The following is a 20,355-nucleotide window of genomic DNA, read 5'->3' as shown; positions in this document are numbered from 1 at the left end:
CGTGTCTTCGTTCACCAGAAATGGCCAGATAATACTAGAATGTCAATTGGAACGCATCCAATACAAGCCTGGGGTCGGGGACGCACCACGTCATGACGACCCGCCGGAATCCAGCTTGCCAGAACTGTTATATTAGTGCAATAGTGAGGATGAGCGATGGAAAATTCAGCGGGACTGAGGCCTGGATCTTCAACAGCGTAGGCCATTCAAGCTTGTTCGAAGAAGCCCGAACTGCGTTTGCACCGCTATTATACTAACATATCGAAGGCCGATGTAGCGCACCGGACGGCCGCCAGGAGGAACCTAGCCAGATATGACCGTCGCCGCCGATTGCGCCTTGGATATGCGAGGCATCAGCAAGAACTTTCCAGGCGTGAAGGCTCTGTCCAACGTCAATTTTGCCGTGAAATTCGGCACCGTTCATGCGGTCGTGGGTGAGAACGGCGCCGGCAAATCGACGCTCATGAAGATCCTCAACGGATCCTACGCGCCCACCAGCGGCACGATCAAAGTCGGTGGCGCCGAGGTGCGCATGCGCCGGCCCGCCGACGCCCAGGCGCTCGGCATCCGCATGGTGCACCAGGAAATCAATCTGGTCCCCGACCTGACCGTCGCCGAGAACGTCTATCTCGGCCGCATGCCCGGCAAATGGACCTTTCTGCGCAAGCGCGAGATGGTCAGGGCGGCGGCTGCCGTCCTCGACGAGCTCGGAGCGGCCATTAATCCGCGTGAACGGCTCGGCAACCTTTCTATCAGCCAGCAGCAGCTCGTCGAGATCGCCAAGGCCTATGCGGCGCAGCCGAGGATCATCGTGCTGGACGAGCCGACATCCAGCCTCAGCGAGCATGAGACGGCGGCGCTGTTCCGGATCCTGCGCAAGATGCGCGATGACGGCATCGCCATCGTCTACATCAGCCATCGGCTGAAGGAGGTGCTCGAAATCGCCGATGAGGTGACGGTGCTGCGCGATGGCTCAATGATCGAGACGCGTCCGATCAAGGGCATAAGGGCTGCCGATATGATCAGGCTGATGGTCGGTCGCGAAGTTAGCAATGTCTTCCCGAAAAGTCCGGCCGCGATCGGCAAGTCCGTGTTGCGCGTGGAGCATATCAGCGACGGACAGCGCTTCCGCGATGTCAGCTTCGATGTGCGCGCCGGCGAGATACTGGGCTTGACCGGCTTGGTGGGCGCTGGCCGCACCGAGGTTGCCCGCGCAATCTTCGGCCTGTCGCGGCTTGTCGAGGGCACGGTCAGCGTCAACGGACGCGAGGTCTCGATCAACTCGCCATCCCAGGCGGTCAGGGCAGGCATTGCCTATGTTCCGGAAGATCGCAAGGGCGATGGCGTCGTGCCTGGAATGTCGGTCCGGGAAAACATCAGCCTGCCCATCCTGCGCCGCCTGACCCGTTTCGGACGCATCAGCCGCAGCGCCGATCGCGCGCTTGCCCGGGATTCGGTGAAACAGTTTTCTATTTCACCGCCCGACGGCGAACGGCGCATCAGCCTTCTGTCGGGCGGCAACCAGCAGAAGGCGGTCCTCGCCAAATGGCTTGCCGCCAAACCTTCGGCCTTGATCCTCGACGAGCCGACGCGGGGCGTCGACGTCGGCGCCAAGGCCGAGATCCACCACATCATCGGCCAACTCGTCGCCGGCGGCATGGCGGTCGTGATGATCTCGTCGGAACTGCCCGAAATCCTCGGAGTCTGCGACCGCGTGGTGGTGATGCGCGATGGCTATGCCTCCGAGCCTCTCTTGCGCAGCGAATTGAGCGAGGAGCGCATCATGGCGCTGGCCACCGGGGAGGAGATGGCTTGAGCGAAGCGGCCATGGAGATCGGTGGCGTGAACCGCAACGACCGCTTTACGCGTGGCAGCAGGCTTGTCGATGTCCTGTCGAAGGCGGGGCTCGCCTTCGCCATCGTCGCCGTGATGCTCTACGGCTCCCTCGTCAGCCCCGCCTTCTTCACGTCAGGCAATTTGCTCAACGTCCTGACTTCGATGTCCATCGTCGGCATCGTCGTCGTCGGCATGACCTTCGTGCTCGTGGTCGGCGGCCTGGCCGACCTGTCGGTGCCGGCCACCATCGCCTGCGGCGCCATCCTGTCGCTCGGGCTGCAGCCGATGATCGGGCCGCTGCCGGCGTTCCTGCTGGCGGTGGGTCTCGCGGGCCTCATAGGCCTGCTCAACGGGGGCCTGGTCGGATATGTCGGCATCAATCCCATCATTGCCACGCTCGGCGTTGGCACGATCGGACTGGGCATCGTCCAGGCGGCTGTCGGCGGGGTCATCGTCTATGGCAGCAATCCCGCCTCAGCCGAATTCGCCAAGGGCCGGCTGTTCGGCATTCCGGTCGTGGTGTTGATCTTCCTGGTCATCGCCCTTGTCGGCCATTTCGTCCTGTCCCGCTCCTTCTGGGGCAGATGGACGCTCGCCACCGGCGGCAATTACAGCGCCGCCGAGGCTAGTGCGGTTCCGGTGCGGGCCGTGAAGGCTGGCGCCTTCGTGATCACCGCACTGGCTTCCGGCATCAGCGGCGGCCTGCTCGGGCTGACGCTGCAGAGCGCGCGGCCGCTCATCGGCGGCGGCTACGAATTCAGCGCCATCACGGCGGTGGTGGTCGGCGGCGTGTCGATCGTCGGCGGCTTCGGATCGGTGCCGCGGGCCATTGCCGGCCTCATCTTCGTGCAACTGCTGACCAACGTCATGGTGCTCGACGGTGTGCGCACGCCAATCCAGGGTTTCCTGCTCGGCATCCTGATCGTCGGTGCCGTCGGCATGGATGCGGCGCTGCGCAAGCGGGGCGTGGCGTGATGCGTTTTCTTTCGCTTGTCTCGCAGCATCGCGTCGTCATCATTCTCGGCCTGACGCTCGTCATTTCCGCGCTGTTGGTCCCCGGCTACCTCTCGGCATCGACCCTCGGCCTCGGTCTCGACCGGGCGGCGACGATCGGCCTGATCGCGGTCGGCCTGACGGTGCTTTTGATATCGGGCCAGATCGACCTCTCCGGTGGCGCGGTGTTTGCCCTGGCCGGCATCGTATCGGTCATCCTGCAGCGAGAGATCGGCATCCTGCCTGCCGCGATCGCCGGCATCCTGGTCGGTACCCTGGCAGGCGCCATCAACGGCATGCTGGTCGTCGGCCTGAAGGTGAATTCGCTCGTGCTGACGCTCGCGACGATGCTGATCTTCCGCTCACTCGCGCACTGGATCACCAACAGCCAGCCGGTGACCGGAACCGACATCATGCTCTCCCTGGCGCTGGCCAAGATCTATCTCGATGTCTTCACCCTCCGCAGCGTGCTGTTCATCGCCCTGATCGTGCTGCTGCATTTCTGGCTGACGCGCACCATACCTGGGCGCAACGTCTTTGCGGTGGGGTCCAACCCGGCGGCTGCCAAGGAAAGCGGTATCGCCTCGGACCGTATCGTCTTTCTCGGCTTTGTCTTTGCCGGCACGCTTGCCGGCTTGGCGGGGGTTCTCCAGAGCCTCGTCACCAACACCGGCTCGCCTGTCTTCGGCTCGGAACTGACGGTCGCCGTCATTGCCGCGGTCGTTGTCGGCGGGACTCGTCTCGAAGGCGGCAAGGGATCCGCGCTCGGCACGCTCGGCGGCGTGCTGACGATCGGCTCGCTGACCATCGCGATGGAGTTCCAGTCCGTTCCCGCATACGTCCAGCAGGTCGTGTCCGGGCTTATCCTGATCCTGCTCGTCGTGCTCGATCGGGCCGTTACCACCAAGGGGAGGGCTCCGGGCACGCGCCCGGCGCTCGTTCGCGACAATCCAATCACTCAAGGAGGAAACACATGATTGGGAGGAAACACATGATTGGCAAGAAAAGCATGCTTCACGTCGCCGCCATGGCGGCTGTGCTGGCATCGACGGGCTGGGCCAGCGCCAAGACGGTCTGCTACGTGACGGCAGCGGATTCGCATGCCTACGCGACGCCGGCCAACAAGGCGCTTCAGGCGCGCGCTGCGGAACTCGGCATCGAGATCCTGAGCCTCAGCCAGGATTTTGATGTCCAGAAAGGCACCGAGCAGCTCAACACCTGCGTTGCGCGCAAGGTCGACGGCATCATCCTGTGGCCGCTCGACCCGCAGGCATACATACCGGGGCTGGCGCGCGCGCAGCAGGCGAACATTCCGGCGATCCTCATCAATTCGCCGATGAGCGACGATGCCAAGCCGTTCATCAAGTCGTTCACCGGGCCTGATGTCTACGAGGAAGGCAAGCTGGCGGCGGACTCGCTGAGCAAGGCGCTGGGCGGCAAGGGCTCCGTCGTCATCATCGCCGGCCAGGCCGGCAACGGCACCACGATCGGCCGCGTCAGCGGCTTCACCGACCGTCTCAAGGAAACCAATGCCGGCATCAAGGTGCTCGACACGGTCAACGCCGATTTCGACCAGCAAAAGTCGCTGGTGGTGAGCCGCGATCTGATCACGCGCTTCGGCGACCAGATCAGCGGTGTCTACGCCAATGACGACACGATGGCCCGCGGCTTCATCGACGCATGGAAAGAGGCGAACCCCTCCAAGGCCGCACCGCCGATCGTCGGCATCAATGGCCAGAAGGATGCGTTCGAATCGATCCGCACCAATGAGATGTACTCGACCATCGTCCAGTCGCCCGTCGAGGATGGCCGCCTGGCGATCAACACGATGGCCGAGATCATCGAGGGCAAGGAGGTCAAGGACCGGCTGCCGATCCCGCTGACCGTCGTCACCAAGGACAACGTCAACGCGGTCGAACCAGCGTTCTGATGCAGGAAGGCCGGCCCGCTGCACTCGGGTCGGCCTCGCCGCCGATTTCTTGGGGGAGAAATTCTAATAGCGGCAACGGAATTGGAATAAACTAACTCTACAGAGTTTGTAGAATAAGTAATCTGCACTGGCGATCTGGTTTCCATCCGGACAGGACCACGCCATGCCTACCCTTTTGCGCTCGCCGTCAACCAAAGCAGGCATATCCGGCCGCCTCCGTCGGGCAGCGGGAGACAGGCCGTGAGCAAGGACATTCCCGACCGTATCAAGGTGCTCTGGTTTCTGCCGACGCATGGCGACAGCCGCTATCTCGGCACGGCCGAGGGCGGCAGATCGGTCGATCTGCCCTATCTGACGCAAGTGGCGAAGGCGGCCGACACGCTCGGCTACTATGGCGTGCTGTTGCCGACCGGCCGCTCGTGCGAGGATTCCTGGGTGATCGCATCGGCTCTTGTGCCGATGACCGAACGCTTGCGTTTCCTTGTCGCTGTGCGGCCCGGTTTGCAGTCGCCGACGCTGGCCGCGCGCATGACTGCGACGCTGGACCGCATCTCCAATGGCCGCCTGCTGATCAACGTCGTCACCGGCGGCGATCCGCTGGAGAACAAGGGCGACGGCATTTTCCTGTCGCATGCCGAACGCTATGAGGTGACGCAGGAGTTCCTGCGCATATACAAGCGGGTGCTGAGCGGCGAGACGGTCGAGCATGACGGCAAGCATTTCCACATCGAGGACGGAAGGCTGCTGTTTCCGCCGGTGCAGACGCCTTACCCGCCGCTGTATTTCGGCGGTTCGTCCGACGCTGGGTCCGTGGTGGCGGCGCAGGAGATCGACAAATATTTAACCTGGGGCGAGCCGCCTGCCGATGTCGGGCGCAAGCTGGACAGCGTGCGTGAACTGGCGCAGAAGGCCGGCCGCAAGCTCTCCTTCGGCATTAGGCTGCATGTCATTGCCCGCGAGACGACCGAGCAGGCCTGGGCCGCTGCCGACAGGCTGATCAGCCGCCTCGACGACACGACGATCGCCTCGGCCCAAAAAGTCTTTGCGCGCATGGATTCGGTCGGGCAGGCGCGGATGAGCGCATTGCATGGCGGCGATCGTGCCAAGCTCGAGATCGCGCCCAATTTGTGGGCCGGCGTCGGCCTGGTGCGCGGCGGTGCCGGTACTGCCCTTGTCGGCGACCCCGACACGATCGCCGAGCGTATCGACGAGTACCGGCGCCTCGGCATCGATACCTTCATCCTGTCCGGCTATCCGCATCTGGAAGAAGCCTATCGCTTCGGCGAACTGGTGCTGCCGAAACTGCCGACCGACCATCCGGTAAAAGCCGCCGGCTCGTCCGTCAACACCGGTCCGTTCGGCGAGACCATCGCCGGCGACCACCGGCCGAAATCGCTCGCCAGCGCCTCGTGAACGCGCTCCCTCCGGCCCGCCGGTTGCGCGTCGCCATCCTTGGCGGCGGCTTTTCCGGCGCGGCGGTGGCCTGGCATCTGGCGCGGGCACCTCAATCGGAGTGCCTGTCGATTTCCGTCATCGAGCCGCGACCAGCGCTCGGCGGCGGCGTGGCCTATTCCAGCGCGGAACCGTCGCACCGGGTCAATGTCCCCGCAGTCAGGATGAGCATGGCTCCCGATGATCCGCAGCATTTTGCACGCTGGTTGGCTGGCAGCGGAGAACTCGAACACGACCCGGATGCCATCTGGAAGAACGGCGACGCTTTTCCGCGCCGTCGCGTGTTCGGCCGCTACGTCGCCGAGCATCTGGCGCCGTATCTCGGTTCCGGCCTTGTCCATCATGTCGAAGGTTCCGCCACACGCGTGACACGCGATGCCAGTGGCGCGGGCTGGACCGTGCACACCTCTGCCGGACCGGTCGTCGCCGATATCCTCGTCCTGGCAGCGACGCATCCGCGGCCCGGCATTCCCAACGCGCTGGCCTCGCTGACGGAAGCGCCAGGTTTCGTCGCCGATCCGTACGCTTCCGCCGCGCTTTCAGGGATCGGGCCGGAGGCGTCGGTGCTGATCGTCGGCTCCGGGTTGACCTCGGCCGACATGGTCGCCGAACTCGACCGCCGTGGCCATCGCGGCCGTATCCTCGCGCTGTCGCGCCGCGGCCTGCGCTCGCGCGGCCACCCGGATATCAGGGGCGAGCCTTTTGGCGACTTTGCATCCGCGCCGGCCACGACGGCGCTCGGCCTGCTCAAGACCATTCGCGCGACGCTGGCGGCCGCGCGCGCCGCCAGCGTCAACTGGCAGTCGGTCTTCGATCAGCTGCGCCTCCAGGGGCCGGTGCTGTGGGCCGCACTTGCGCCGCCGGAGCGGGCAAGGCTGGTGCGCCAGCTGCGCGTGTTCTGGGACGTGCATCGCTTCAGGATCGCGCCGCAGGTCGCCGCCGTGCTCGACCGGCGTCATGCCGCCGGTACAGTCGACACCATTGCCGCCAGGCTTGTCGCGTCGAACGACGAGGACGGCAGCCTGGCTGTCAGCTTTCAACGGCGCGGGCAGACCCGGATCGAGACGATGCGCTTCGCTGCCGTCATCAACACCACCGGTCCGGCCCATGGGCAGGCGCTGCAGCTGAACCCGGCGCTAAGCTCGCTGGCGGAAGCCGGCTTGATCAGGACGGACCAATATGGGCTTGGCATCGAGACAGGTCTCGACAGCCGCGCGATCGGCCGGGACGGCGCGGCGGTCGCGACACTCCTGGTCGCCGGCCCGCTGGCACGAGGGACTTTCGGCGAGCTCATGGGTCTGCCGGAAGTCGCCCGCCATGCCCAGGCGGTCGCGGTTGAAATTGCCAAGCTGCTGGTAACGCTGCCGTCAGCGCAGGCCATCGGCCCCAATGCCGCGCACCGTCCACACGTGGGCTGACACCTGCGGGCCGGGTTCGGCAGCGAAAATTGGTATTTCCGTCCCAAGAGCGCCCCAAAAACGGAAAATCCTTCTTTGTATATATATTCTATAAACATAATAAATATCGGAGCCGGCGCGACCGGAGCGATCAACGACACGGCCTGAATGGGAGACAGTTCATGGCACATGCAGAAGCCGATCCGATCAAATTCGCCTACTGGGTGCCGAATGTTTCGGGCGGCCTGGTGATTTCCAACATCGAGCAGCGCACCAACCATTCTGCCGAGTACAATCGCAAGCTGGCGCAGATCGCCGAGAAGGCCGGCTTCGACTACGCGCTCAGCCAGATACGTTTCACCGCCGGCTACGGCGCCGACGAACAGCATGAATCGGTGGCGTTCAGCCATGATCTGCTGGCGGCGACCACGACGCTCAAGGTCATCGCGGCGATCCTGCCAGGACCATGGAACCCGGCGCTGGCGGCCAAGCAGATCGCCACCATCAGCTACCTGACCAACGGCCGCGTCGCGATCAACCTTGTCTCCGGCTGGTTCCGCGGCGAGTTCCATGCCATCGGCGAGCATTGGCTCGACCATGACGAGCGCTACCGCCGCTCGGAGGAATTCATCCGTGCGCTGCGCGGAATATGGACTGAAGACAGCTTCACCTTCCGTGGCGATTTCTACCGCTTCAATGAGTATTCGCTGAAGCCGAAACCGCCGCAAGTACCCGAAATCTTCCAAGGCGGCTCGTCGCGCGCCGCGCGCGACATGGCATCGCGCGTCTCGGACTGGTACTTCACCAACGGCAACACGCCGGCCGAGATCGCCAAGCAGGTCGATGATATCAGGGTCAAGGCGAAGGCCAATAACCATTCCGTCAAAGTTGGCGTCAACGCCTTCGCGGTCGTTCGCGAGACCGAGGACGAGGCCAGGGCGGTGCTCGCCGAAATCATCGCCGAGGCCAATCCCGACGCGGTCAATGCTTTTGGCCATGAGGTCAAGAATGCCGGCAAGGCCTCGCCGGAAGGTGAGGGCAATTGGGCGAAATCATCCTTCGACGATCTGGTCCAGTACAATGACGGCTTCCGCTCGAACCTGATCGGCACCCCCAGGCAGGTCGCTCAACGCGTCGTCGACCTGAAGCGCGCGGGTGCGGATCTCATCCTGCTCGGTTTCCTGCACTTCCAGGAAGAGGTAGAGTATTTCGGCAAGCATGTCATCCCGCTCGTTCGCGAACTGGAAGACGCCGAGGCGGCGGCGTCGCTGGCGGCGGAATAGTCACCCCATAGGCACGCCGGACACGCGCCGGCCTGCACACATGAAGCTTGCCCGGCGTGCTGATCCGTCGGGCGGCAACAGGATTTTGCGCGCCTAATCGAGGACGATTGGAATGCCGTTGCCCAGTTATACGCTCGGAGTGATGGAGGCTTCCGCCTATGCACCGGAGGTCTTTGCGCGCGGCCTGCCGTCAGGCCCACGGCCGGAGCAGTCGTTCGAAAATGTCGCCAAGCCGGCAGGGGCCGTTGCCGGCGATGCCTCAGCATTGCTTTCGCTTCAGGGCATCAGCCTGTCGTTCGGCGGCGTCGTCGCACTCGCGGACGTCGACCTATCGGTCCGCCAAGGCGAGATACGTGCCATCATCGGCCCGAATGGCGCCGGCAAGAGTTCGCTGATCAACGTCATCAGCGGCGTCTACCGGCCGGATCGCGGCCATGTCCAGCTCGACGGTACCTCCTATGCCCAGGTCCCGACGCAGCGGCTGGCCCATCTCGGCGTCGCCAGAACCTTCCAGAACCTCGCACTGTTCAAGGGCCTAAGCGTCCTCGACAATGTCGCCTCTGGCCTTGCCTACAAGGTTCGCTCCAACTTTGCCGGCCAGGTGCTCGGCATCGGCCGCTCGCGTGGCGAGCAGCGCGATTCACGCAGCCGTGCCGAACAGATCCTCGAATTCCTCCATCTCACCGCCATTCGCGACCGTCTTGTCGGCACCTTGCCTTACGGGCTGCAGAAGCGTGTCGAACTGGCCCGCGCGCTGGTGGCCGAGCCGCGCCTGCTTTTGCTCGACGAGCCGATGGCCGGCATGACAGCGAGCGAAAAGAGCGAGATGGCGTCTTTCGTCCGTGCCGCGCGCGATCGTTTCGCCACCACCGCGGTGTTGATCGAGCACGATGTCGGCATCGTCATGGGTCTGTCCGATCGCATCGCCGTTCTCGACTACGGCCGCAAGATCGCCGACGCCACGCCCGATGAAGTCAGGAACGACCAACGCGTCATCGATGCCTATCTCGGCGTCGCCTCGGACAATGAGGACGGGGCAGGCATATGATCGCCGATTTCGACTACCAATTCTTCATCGAAGTGCTCGTCGGCGGCCTGCTCTCAGGCGTCATGTATTCGCTTGTCGCGATCGGCTTCGTGCTCATCTACAAGACCTCGGGCGTGCTCAATTTCGCGCAAGGCGCGATGCTGCTGTTTGCGGCACTCACCTTCGTCAGCCTCGTCGAGCGCGGTATTCCGTTCGCGCTGGCGCTGGCGGTCACCTTCGCCATCATGGTGGCGATGGGTGTCGCCATCGAGCGCACGGTGCTGCGGCCACTGACCAACAAGCCGCCGATCACACTGTTCATGGCGACGCTCGGCCTGTCCTACATCATCGAGGGCGCCGCCCAGCTGATCTGGGGCACGCAGGTCCATGGCCTCGATCTCGGCATCGAGGACGTGCCGCTGGAAATCGGCGGCGTGCTGATCAGCCAGTTCGACATTTTTGCCGCGGTGGTTGCCGCCGGCATGGTCCTCCTGCTGTCGCTGTTCTTCCGCTACACCCGCATCGGCCTCTCCTTCCGCGCCGTTGCCGATGATCAGTTTGCGGCCCTCGCGGTCGGCCTCAGGCTGCCCTTGATCTGGGCCACCGTGTGGGCTGCCGCCGGCCTTGTCGCCCTGGTGGCGGGACTGCTCTGGGGCGCACGCCTCGGCGTGCAGTTCTCGCTGTCGCTGGTGGTGCTCAAGGCGCTGCCGGTGCTGGTGCTCGGCGGCTTCGATTCCATCCTCGGCGCCATCGTCGGCGGGCTGCTGATCGGCGCCAGTGAGAAGCTCGCCGAGGTCTATATCGGCGATTATTTCGGCGGCGGCATCGAGAGCTGGTTTGCCTATGTCGTCGCGCTCGTCTTCCTGCTGATCCGCCCTTCCGGCCTGTTCGGCCAGAAGCTCGTTGAGAGGATCTGAACAATGACCGCGATAACAAGCGATTTCGTCGCCGCGCCGGTGCTGCCGAAATGGGTCGTACCGGTCCTGCTGCTCGCCTTCGCCTATGGTGTCGTGCCGCTGATCGGCTCAAGCTATCTGTTCGAGGCCATCCTGCTGCCGTTCCTGGCGCTCAGCCTCGCCGGCGTGGGCTTGAACATTCTCACCGGCTATGCCGGCCAGGTCTCGCTGGGCAGTGCCGCCTTCATGGCGGCGGGCGCCTTCGCCGCCTATAATTTCAACCTGCGCGTCGAGCGCCTGCCGCTGATCGGCAGCATCTTCCTGGCCGGCATCGTCGCCGCCGCGATCGGCATCGTCTTCGGCCTGCCCAGCCTGCGGCTGAGGGGTTTTTATCTCGCAGTATCGACGCTTGCCGCGCAGTTCTTCGTGCAATGGGCGCTGACCAAGTTCAGCTGGTTCTCCAACAACTCGGCGTCAGGCGTCATCGACGCGCCGAGACTGTCGATCTCAGGTTTCGCGCTCGACGGCGCCATCGGTCGCTATCTCTTCGCGCTGACAATCGTCACCGTCCTGACCTTCCTCGCCCATCGGCTGGTCTCGTCGCAGACCGGGCGCAACTTCATCGCCATCCGCGACAATGAAACCGCCGCCCGCATCATCGGCATTCCGGTGCTGAGGACCAAGCTGCTGGCCTTCGCCATCTCGTCCTTCATCATCGGCGTCGCAGGCGTCATCTGGGCCTTCGCCTATCTGAGGACCGTCGAGCCGGACGGCTTCGATCTCGACCGGTCGTTCCAGGTCCTGTTCATCATCACCATCGGTGGGCTGGCTTCGATCCGCGGCGCGTTTTTCGGCGCCGCCCTCATCGTGGTTTTCCCGCTCGCTCTGTCGCGCCTCGGCGGCTTCCTGCTCGGCGATCTCTTCGATTCGGGCGTGCTCGACATGAGCCAGCGCATCGTTCTGGGCGCGCTCATCATCCTGTTTCTGATCCTTGAGCCCGACGGGCTGGTGGCGCTGTGGGACAGGGTCCGAAGACGGCTCCTGTTCGCCTGGCAGTCGACCTGAGCTGACGCATCCGAAAATGAACAAGGGGCCGAACAAGACGGCCCATACCGGGAGTACCTCGACCATGACTTTCCTCAGCACAATCAAGGCGGCGGCGTTGTCCGCGGCGATGATCGTGTCGGTGGCCTTGCCCGCCGCGCACGCCGACGAACAATATTTCCCGCTGCAAAGCTATCGCGTCGGGCCTTACGCGGCCGGCGGCACCGGCTTCTTCGGCGGCTTCATCGACTATCTCAACCTCATCAACATCCGCGACGGCGGCGTCAACGGCGTCAAGCTGACCTGGGGCGAATGCGAGACCCAGTACGAGGTCGAGCGCGGCGTCGAATGCTACGAGCGGCAGAAGAGCCATGCCGGCGCCGCCGCCTGGAACCCGCTCTCGGTCGGCATCGCCTATGCCATGATTGACCGCATCACCGCCGACAAGGTGCCGCTGATCACCGTCAACCACGGCCGCACCGATTCCACCGACGGGCGTGTCTTCCCCTACGTCTTCCCGCTGCTGCTCAATCCCTACAGCGAGACATCAGGCATCGTGAACTACATCGCCTCCAAGGAAGGCGGCATCGACAAGCTGAAGGGCAAGAAGATCGTCGTGCTCTATCACGGCTCGCCCTACGGCAAGGAGACCATCCCGATCTATGAGCTGCTGGCGCAGAAATACGGCTTCACCGTGCAGCAGATCGAGGTGCCGCATCCCGGCAACGAGCAGCAGTCGCAGTGGCTGACCATCCGCCGCGCCAAGCCGGATTTCGTCGTCCTGCGCGGCTGGGGTGTGATGAACCCGGTGGCGCTGAAGACGGCGGTCAAGGTCGGCTATCCCGTCGATCACATCGTCGGCAATGTCTGGTCGAATTCTGAAGAGGATGTCATCCCTGCCGGCGACGCCGCCAAGGGTTACACCGCCATCACCACGCAGGCTTCCGGCAACTCCTACCCGGTGGTTCAGGAGATCGTGAAGACGGTCTACGGCGCCGGCAAGGGTAACCTTGAAGACAAGGCGCGCATCGGCTCGGTCTACCACAATCTCGGCATCGTCAACGGCATCCTCAATGTCGAGGCGATCCGGGTCGCGCAGGAGAAGTTCGGCCACCGCACGCTGACCGGCGACGAGGTCCGCTGGGGCTTCGAGCATCTCAAGCTTGATCCGGCCAAGGTCGAGGCGCTCGGCGCCAAGGACCTGTTCCACTCGATCAATGTCAGCTGGGACAACCATGAAGGCGAAGGCTACGTGACCTTCCAGCAGTGGGACGGCAAGAAGTGGAACGTCGTCTCCGACTGGATCGCGCCGGACTGGGCGCTTCTGCGGCCAATCATCGAGAAGTCCGCCGAGGCCTACGCCGCCGAGAAGGGCATCAAGCTGCGCACCGCCGACGATGCCAATGCTGTGACCACCAACTGATCAGTCAGTGCCGGGCGTCGCGGACCAAGTTTCCGTGGCGCCCGACCTGTTCGGTTTTCGAACCGCGAAAGAACAGCCTATGCCGAACGATGACGTCATTCTTGCTGTGGACACGGTCCATGCCACCTACAACCACGCCATCACGGCGCTGCATGGTGTCAGTTTCGAGCTCAGGCGCGGCCAGATACTGGCATTGCTCGGTGCCAATGGTGCCGGCAAGACCACGACGCTGAAGGCCGTCTCCAACCTGCTGCCGGCCGAACGCGGCCAGGTCAATGCCGGCACCATCCGCTATGAGGGCTCTGATGTCTCGCGCCGCAAACCGGGTGATCTGGTGCGCGCCGGGCTGGTTCAGGTGCTGGAAGGCCGCCACTGCTTCAAAAGCCTCACCGTCGAGGAGAATCTGATCGCCGGCGGCATCGGCCGCAGCGGCAGCCGCGCCGAGATCAACGGGGATCTCGAACGGATCTACGGCTATTTCCCGAGGCTTCGGGAAAAACGCCGGACATTGTCCGGCCTGACTTCCGGCGGCGAACAGCAGATGACCGCCATCGGCAGGGCGCTGATGTCGCGGCCGCGGCTGCTCGTCCTGGACGAACCGTCGATGGGGCTCGCGCCAATCATCGTCCAGGACATCTTCCAGAGCTTGAGAAAACTCAACCGCGAGACTGGCCTATCCATCCTGGTCGCCGAGCAGAACTCCGCAGTGGCGCTGCGATATGCCGACCATGCCACGGTGCTGGAGAACGGCGTTTCCGTTCTCGCCGGCGCGGCCCCCGAGCTTCGCCAGCGCGAGGACATCAGGGCCTTCTATCTCGGTCAATCGAACCCCGGGCAACAGGCGTCACCCGCCACCAAGCCCGCCCATCTCCACGCCGTTGCCTGAATCGAAATCCCAAGGAGCAGTGAAATGACCGTTTCGACCGTCAAGACCGACAAGGCTTCCGCCGCCGTGCCGCCAGTCGCAAGGCCGACCGCCCCGGCGCACATCATCAAGGACGACGCCGAGGCGATTGCGGTTGCCCATGCGCTCGCCGCCGAATTCGTCAAGGACTCCTCCCGGCGCGACCGTGAACGGATCTGGCCGGTCGCCGAACTCGATGCCTTTTCGCAAAGCGGCCTGTGGTCGATCAATGTACCCAAGGCATTCGGTGGGCCGGAGGTGTCCTATGCGACGCTGGCGAAGGTGATCGAGATCATCTCGGCGGCGGATTCCTCGATTGGCCAGGTTGCGCAGAATCATCTCGGTGTTGTAGCCGCCGTCCGCACCGTGTCCGACGCCGATCAGCAGAAGCTGCTGTTCGCCGAAGCGCTGAAGGGCACCCGGTTCGGCAACGCCTTTTCCGAGTTCGGTTCCAAGCGCGCCGCCGATTTCGAGACCCGCTTCACCGATGCCGGCGATCATGTGGTTGTCAGCGGCCGGAAATTCTATTCGTCCGGCGCGCTGCTCGCCCATCTGGTGCCGATCGTGGCGCTCGATGACGAGGGCCGCGCCTGGTATGCGATCGCCGACCGCGGCGCACCCGGCCTGACCGTCATCGACGACTGGTCGAGCTTCGGCCAGCGCACGACCCTGTCCGGCACCGTCATCATCGACAACGTCAAGGTGCCGAAGACGCATCTGGTACCCGGCTACAAGGGCTACGACAAACCGACCGCCGACGGCGCCATCTTCCAGATCATCCAGGTGGCCGTGGACACCGGCATCGCCCAGGCGGCGATCGACGAGACGGTCGATTTCGTCAGGACCAAAAGCCGCGCCTGGATCGACAGCGGCGTCGACAACGCCTGGGACGATCCCTACACTATTCAGGCCATCGGCGACCTGACGCTGCGCCTGCACGCGGCGCAGGCGCTGCTCGAAAAGGCCGGTCATGCAATCGACCGGGCAGTGGCCGAGCCGACAGCCGAGACGGTGGCGCACGCCCAGATCGTCACTGCTGAAGCCAAGATCTTGTCGACAGAGATCGCCATCGCCGCCACCAACAAGCTGTTCGAACTGGCAGGGACCCGCTCAACCCTGGCCGAGCACAATCTCGACCGGCATTGGCGCAACGCTCGCACGCACACGCTGCACGATCCGGTGCGCTGGAAATACTCGATCCTCGGCAAATATTTCCTCAACGGCGAAAACCCGCCGCTGCACGCCTGGAGCTGATTTTCCACCGGCGGGCTGGCGGCCTGCCACGTCAAACCTTCGACCATTCAAGAGGCCCACTGCCATGTCAAACCCAACAGTCGTCGGCTTTTCCGGCAACATCACCAGGCCGTCAAAGACGCGCGCCTTCGTCGATCTGGTCACCAGGGACATTGCCGCCAGCCACGGCCTGTCGGCGAGCACCTATGATATCGAGGACCTCGGCCCGACGCTGGGAACGGCGAAATGGGCCCGCGATCTCGACGGCCAGGCGCACGCGATCCTGGAACAAATCCTCGCCGCCGACGTGCTTGTCGTGGGCTCGCCGACCTACAAGGGCAGCTATACCGGCCTTTTCAAGCATTTCTTCGACCTGATCGATCCGGCGGCATTGCGGGGAAAGCCCATCGTGCTGACGGCGACCGGCGGTGGCGAGCGCCATGCCTTGATCGTCGAGCATCAGCTGCGGCCGCTGTTCGGCTTCTTCGAGGCCTTTGCGCTGCCCACCGCCGTCTACGCCACCGACAAGGATTTCACCGACGGCGTACTGCGCTCCGAGGCGATCCTTAAGCGTGCGGCGCAGGCGGTCGACGAGGTCGGCTTTGTGCTGGCCAATCGTTCGGCAGGCCGGATCGCCGCTGAATAGCCTGTCGTCAGCCAGATTGAACTGAACGAAATCCGTGAGGGCAGCGCCCCCGCTTACGCGCAATTTACGACCGACCGCTAAAACCGTTCCTGTCTGATTCGTCTGGGACAGGAACGTCATGAGCAAAGCCCTCACATCCTTCGCATTGGTCGCCGTGCTGACCGCCTTGCTCATGGCGTTGAGCCTGGCTGTCGCCAGGCACGGCTATCCCTATGGCGCGATCGGCGTCAGGCGCCTTGACGGCATTGCCGACGCCGGCGTGTTCATCCCGATTGCCGCCGTCTATTTCTTCAGCGCGATGCTGATGATGATCCTGCCGATAAGGGCGGCCGGTATCGTCCTGACCCATGCCGCCGATGCCCTTTTCTGGACCGTGATCGCACTGTTTGCGACCATCGTCGGCTGTATGGTCGCCAGATGGGCGTTCGGGCAGGGCAGCGCCGTGTGGACATTGCTGAACTGGCGGTTCCTGTTTGCCGCGGCGATCGTCGGTTGTCACTTTGTCATGAACGAGCTGCGCCGCAACGTGCTGCTGCGCAGCCTGTTCTTCGTCGTCTTTGCCGCTGCGACGCTGGCCTGCCTGTTCTGGTCGTTCACACTCTGACCAGCCGTAACCGGCTACTTCGCTGATCCTGCGGCGATGTTGCCGGCGGCAATTTCCATCCATGTCCAGAGATAGGCGGCAAGACCGCGATCGACATGGATGCGCAGCTTGGCGTCATGGCGATAGACGACGGCGCTGATGTCGGCGAAGGACAGCGCTGCACTGGCGCTCGCTTGGCTGGGATCGAGCGTCGTTCCACGCGCGATGAAAGCGTCGAGCGCCGTGCCCTCGGCCTCGAACATTTGCAACCCGGCGCTGATCGCCGTCACCGCGAACCCGTCTGTGTGCCAGCCCGAGGCGATGGCAAGCGGGCTGTTCGAGACGACCAGCAGCCGGTCGCGCGCCAGTCGTGCCGCATAGCGGTCACCTTGTGCGGTGCCAAAGGCTCCGACACCAGTGCGGTCCACGCCAGATACTCGCGCCCATGCGTCGAGATCGCCGCTGACCAGCAACTGGGAGAGGTCGAGGACTGCTCGTATCGCAAGGCCCGGCGTGGCGATGACCGCACCCTGCCAGTCCGGTGCAACGGACCATTTTTCCGCGAGATCACGCATGCAGCCGGTCTCCTGCCGGGTCGAAGGCGCAAGGGGCGGTAATTGTCGCCTTGCTGATCTTGCCGAGATGCTGGATGTCGATCGTCTCGCCGTGCCGCGTCGCGCCGCGCTCTATCAGCCCAAGCGCAACCGGGCGGCCAAGCGTCGGGCTCTGGTAGCTCGAGGTGACAAAGCCCTGGCTGCGCAATCTGCCGTCGATCCGTTTGATGCCATGCGCGCCGGTCGGCAGCGGTGCTTCGCCTTGCGGCACTGCCAGCCCGACAAGCTGCATGCGATTGTCACGTGACGCCTCATCGGTGAACAATGAGCGTCGGCCGACGAACTCGGTCTTGCGTTTGGCCCGCGGACCGTGGACGCCGAGATCATGCGGCAATGTGGTGCCGTCGGTGTCCTTGCCGATGACGATAAAACCCTTTTCGGCACGCAGGATCATCAGCGCCTCCAGGCCGATGACGATGGGGTCGAGCGCCTGGCCGGCCTCGCGCAGATGCGCCCATAGCGGCTCGGCGTGGTCGGCCCGGATCGAAATCTCGTAGCTCCTGTCGCCGGTGAAACTGACGCGGGCGATGCGGACTTCGTCGCCGGCATAAGTGCCATGACCGATCGCCATATGCGGCAGGTCGGCATCGTCGAGCGAGAGGCCAAGATGCAGCTTTTCCAGCAGCTTGCGGGCATTTGGCCCCGAAACGGTCAGTGTCGCCATGTCCGGTGTGGCGTTGTGGATGTAAACGGCGCTGCGGCCAAAACGGTCCTGGCGCCATTCCTCCAGCCGCGCATGGACGGCGGCGACATGCGAGGACGAGCACGACACGATGAAGCGATGCTCGTCCAGCCGCACCAGCACGCCGTCGTCGAAGACCACGCCGTTCTCAGACAGCATGAAGCCATAGCGGCAGCGGCCCGGTTTCAGTGTTGACATGGTGTTGTAGTAGAGGAAATCGACGAACGCCGCCGCCTGCGGCCCGATCACCTCGATCTTGCCGAGCGTCGAACCATCGAACAGCGCGACCGACTGGCGCGCACGTCGCGCCTCGTCCGCGATCGAACGTTCCGCGTCCGCGTTGCCGCCATAGTGGGCAGGCCGCAGCCAGCCGCCATATTCCTGGAAGACAGCGCCGCTGGCGCGATGGACGTTTTCGAGCGGCAGTCGCCGTACCGGCGCCATCAATTCACCGACGCGCGCGCCGGCAAAGCTTGCCAGCGGCACCGGCGTGAACGGCGGCCGGTAGGTGGTGGTGCCGACCTCCGGCACCGTGCGGCCGGTAATCCCTGCCATCAGCGCCAGCCCGGGCAGGTTGGAGGTCTTGCCCTGGTCGGTCGCCATGCCGAGCGTGGTGTAGCGCTTCAGATGTTCGACCGAGACGAAGTTTTCGCGTGCGGCCAGCTCGACGTCCTTCACCGTCACGTCGTTCTGGTAGTCGATCCAGATGCGGCCTTTCGAGCCCGGCATCGGCCAGGCCGGGAGAATGCCGTCCGTCGCCTCCGGCCCGGTGCTGCGTGGTGTTGCCGCGTTCTCCTTGCCGGCGAATGCCTTTTCCACGCCGGCAAACACCTCCGATAAGGAGACCGCGCCGGCTGCGGCGCCGACCACGACGATACCGCCGACCGGTTCGCCCGGCAGGAAGGCCGCGCGCGCATCGCTCCAGGCGAGCTTGCCCTTGGCCTGGCCGAAGAGATGAATGGTCGGTGTCCAGCCGCCCGAGACCACAACGCAATCGGCATCGAACCTCGTGCCGTCGTCGAGCGTCACGCCGTCGACGCGCAGCTTGCCGCTGGCGGAAGCCAGCGCACGGCCTTTGATCAGGCGCACATTGGCCGGCGCGGCAGGCGTGCCGTCACGCCGGATATCGACAAGCCTGACTTCGGCGCCGACCTCGGCAAGCGCCCCCGCCACCTCATAGGCGCTGTCATTGTTGGTGGCGACGATGATGCGGCGTCCGACCAGCACAGCGTGGCGCCGGAGATAGGCGAACGCCGCATCCGCCGACATGATGCCCGGCAGATCGTTGTTGGCGAAAGGCAGCGGCCGCTCGATGGCGCCGGTCGCCAGCACGATCTGGCGCGGCCTGACCCGCCACAGCGTATCCGGCCGGCCGTCGAGATGACGCTGGTTCAGCCCGACCAGATTGTGGTCGTAAATGCCGAAGGCGGTGGTCGAAGGCAGGATGAGGTGACCGCCAGCGGCAAACTCGGCAATCGTCTCCTTGACCCATACGGCCGCCGGCTTGCCGTCGATCTCCGCGGCACGATGGCCGAGCGATCCGCCGGGACTCTGCTGGTCGTCGACCAGTGCGACGGTCAGGCCAGCACCGGACGCCAGCCCTGCCGCCGCCAGCCCGGCCGGTCCCGCGCCTACAACCAGCACATCGCAATGATGGTTGATCTGGTCAGCCTTGCCGGGCGAGGTCCAGTCGGCGTCGACTGTGCCCAATCCCGCCATGGCGCGGATGCGCGGCTCGAACCTGTGCCAGTCCGGCCACATGAAGGTCTTGTAGTAGAACGCCGCTGGAATGAAGCGCGCGAAACGGTCGAGGAAGGCGTTGCGGTCGGCCAGCGCGCTGGGCGTGGCGTTGACGCTTTTCGCCAGCAGTCCGTCCCGCGCCGGCTCGGTCGTGGCGCGGGTGTTCGGCGTTGCCCGCGTGCCCCCGAGATCGACCAGCGCATTTGGCTCCTCGACGCCGGCGCCCCATATGCCGCGCGGCCGGTGGTATTTGAAGCTGCGGCCGACGACCGCGACGTCACCCGCCAGCAGCGCCGAGGCGATGGTGTCACCGGCAAAGCCTTGCACGATGGTTCCGTCGAAGCTGAAGCGGATCGGGCGCGAGCGGTCGATGGCGCTGCCGCCGGTGGCAAGACGTGAGGCGGTCACGCGACGTGCTCCCCGCCGAGTGCGGCCGAGGACAGCACCTTGTGGGTGACGGTGTCGCGCTCCATTACGAAGAACTCGCCGCAGTTCATGTGAACCCAGATCTCGCGCGCCGTGCCTTTCGGATTGGTGCGCAGATAGAGATAGTTTGCCCAGCGATCGATCGGCACATCGGCGCCATCCGGCCTGATGTTGCCGGCATCGCCGCCATAGTGGAATTCGGTTTCGTCGCGCGGACCACAGAATGGGCAAGGAAAGAGCTGCATA

General features: G+C 64.4%; 18 protein-coding genes. 15 read left to right on the top strand and 3 right to left on the bottom strand.

Annotated features, from left to right (window positions below; all coding sequences use genetic code 11):
* Positions 1–313: 313 nt before the first annotated feature.
* The 15 genes from AC0NIL_RS01505 (at position 314) to AC0NIL_RS01435 (ending at position 16,668) form a co-directional block, all read left to right on the top strand.
* Positions 314–1,816 (top strand): sugar ABC transporter ATP-binding protein, encoded by a 1,503-nt coding sequence (locus AC0NIL_RS01505; protein ID WP_473573875.1) that lies wholly within the window; start codon positions 314–316, stop codon positions 1,814–1,816.
* Positions 1,813–2,811: an ABC transporter permease gene (locus tag AC0NIL_RS01500; RefSeq protein ID WP_245268583.1), complete on the top strand. Its 999-nt coding sequence runs from the start codon at positions 1,813–1,815 to the stop codon at positions 2,809–2,811. Before AC0NIL_RS01505 ends, AC0NIL_RS01500 begins: the two co-directional genes overlap by 4 nt.
* The gene (locus tag AC0NIL_RS01495) at positions 2,811–3,806 is read left to right on the top strand and encodes an ABC transporter permease (RefSeq protein WP_275954184.1); all 996 of its coding nucleotides are present in this window, start codon (positions 2,811–2,813) and stop codon (positions 3,804–3,806) included. The genes AC0NIL_RS01500 and AC0NIL_RS01495 overlap by 1 nt, the downstream gene beginning before the upstream one ends.
* Positions 3,807–3,820: 14 nt before the next feature.
* A complete protein-coding gene (locus AC0NIL_RS01490) occupies positions 3,821–4,759 on the top strand; it encodes a sugar ABC transporter substrate-binding protein (protein ID WP_275954183.1) in 939 nt (312 codons plus the stop codon).
* A 240-nt stretch (positions 4,760–4,999) separates the two neighbouring features.
* Positions 5,000–6,172: an FMNH2-dependent alkanesulfonate monooxygenase gene (gene ssuD, locus AC0NIL_RS01485; RefSeq protein WP_063171063.1), complete on the top strand. Its 1,173-nt coding sequence runs from the start codon at positions 5,000–5,002 to the stop codon at positions 6,170–6,172.
* Positions 6,169–7,629 (top strand): FAD/NAD(P)-binding protein, encoded by a 1,461-nt coding sequence (locus AC0NIL_RS01480; protein ID WP_275954182.1) that lies wholly within the window; start codon positions 6,169–6,171, stop codon positions 7,627–7,629. The genes ssuD and AC0NIL_RS01480 overlap by 4 nt, the downstream gene beginning before the upstream one ends.
* A gap of 161 nt (positions 7,630–7,790) precedes the next feature.
* Positions 7,791–8,891: a dimethylsulfone monooxygenase SfnG gene (gene sfnG, locus AC0NIL_RS01475; protein WP_013528160.1), complete on the top strand. Its 1,101-nt coding sequence runs from the start codon at positions 7,791–7,793 to the stop codon at positions 8,889–8,891.
* A gap of 112 nt (positions 8,892–9,003) precedes the next feature.
* A complete protein-coding gene (locus tag AC0NIL_RS01470) occupies positions 9,004–9,939 on the top strand; it encodes an ABC transporter ATP-binding protein (protein WP_275954181.1) in 936 nt (311 codons plus the stop codon).
* A complete protein-coding gene (locus AC0NIL_RS01465) occupies positions 9,936–10,835 on the top strand; it encodes a branched-chain amino acid ABC transporter permease (RefSeq protein ID WP_032898718.1) in 900 nt (299 codons plus the stop codon). The genes AC0NIL_RS01470 and AC0NIL_RS01465 overlap by 4 nt, the downstream gene beginning before the upstream one ends.
* Positions 10,836–10,838: 3 nt before the next feature.
* Positions 10,839–11,879, top strand: a complete 1,041-nt coding sequence (locus AC0NIL_RS01460) for a branched-chain amino acid ABC transporter permease (protein WP_275954179.1) — start codon at positions 10,839–10,841, stop codon at positions 11,877–11,879.
* Between the two features lie 64 nt (positions 11,880–11,943).
* Positions 11,944–13,281 (top strand): ABC transporter substrate-binding protein, encoded by a 1,338-nt coding sequence (locus AC0NIL_RS01455; RefSeq protein WP_275954178.1) that lies wholly within the window; start codon positions 11,944–11,946, stop codon positions 13,279–13,281.
* Between the two features lie 79 nt (positions 13,282–13,360).
* Complete coding sequence (locus AC0NIL_RS01450; RefSeq protein ID WP_275954177.1) at positions 13,361–14,167, top strand: ABC transporter ATP-binding protein; 807 nt, start codon at positions 13,361–13,363, stop codon at positions 14,165–14,167.
* A gap of 24 nt (positions 14,168–14,191) precedes the next feature.
* Positions 14,192–15,439: an SfnB family sulfur acquisition oxidoreductase gene (locus AC0NIL_RS01445; RefSeq protein ID WP_064992931.1), complete on the top strand. Its 1,248-nt coding sequence runs from the start codon at positions 14,192–14,194 to the stop codon at positions 15,437–15,439.
* Between the two features lie 64 nt (positions 15,440–15,503).
* Positions 15,504–16,064, top strand: a complete 561-nt coding sequence (gene msuE / locus AC0NIL_RS01440; protein ID WP_064992932.1) for an FMN reductase — start codon at positions 15,504–15,506, stop codon at positions 16,062–16,064.
* 118 nt (positions 16,065–16,182) lie between these two features.
* Entirely contained in the window at positions 16,183–16,668 is a 486-nt protein-coding gene (locus AC0NIL_RS01435; protein WP_063169862.1) for a hypothetical protein, read from the top strand.
* Between the two features lie 14 nt (positions 16,669–16,682).
* Here AC0NIL_RS01435 and AC0NIL_RS01430 read toward each other — a convergent pair whose 3' ends face one another.
* Genes AC0NIL_RS01430 through AC0NIL_RS01420 form a run of 3 tightly spaced genes read right to left on the bottom strand, consistent with a single transcriptional unit; the run spans position 16,683 to position 20,354 of the window.
* Positions 16,683–17,222, bottom strand: a complete 540-nt coding sequence (locus AC0NIL_RS01430) for a hypothetical protein (protein ID WP_063171072.1) — start codon at positions 17,220–17,222, stop codon at positions 16,683–16,685.
* Positions 17,215–20,091: a sarcosine oxidase subunit alpha family protein gene (locus AC0NIL_RS01425; protein ID WP_473573874.1), complete on the bottom strand. Its 2,877-nt coding sequence runs from the start codon at positions 20,089–20,091 to the stop codon at positions 17,215–17,217. Before AC0NIL_RS01425 ends, AC0NIL_RS01430 begins: the two co-directional genes overlap by 8 nt.
* Complete coding sequence (locus AC0NIL_RS01420; protein ID WP_473573873.1) at positions 20,088–20,354, bottom strand: sarcosine oxidase subunit delta family protein; 267 nt, start codon at positions 20,352–20,354, stop codon at positions 20,088–20,090. Before AC0NIL_RS01420 ends, AC0NIL_RS01425 begins: the two co-directional genes overlap by 4 nt.
* Position 20,355 lies beyond the last annotated feature (1 nt).

The organism is Mesorhizobium sp. WSM1343, from assembly GCF_055901535.1.
This window is presented reverse-complemented; position numbering and strand designations above follow the sequence as displayed.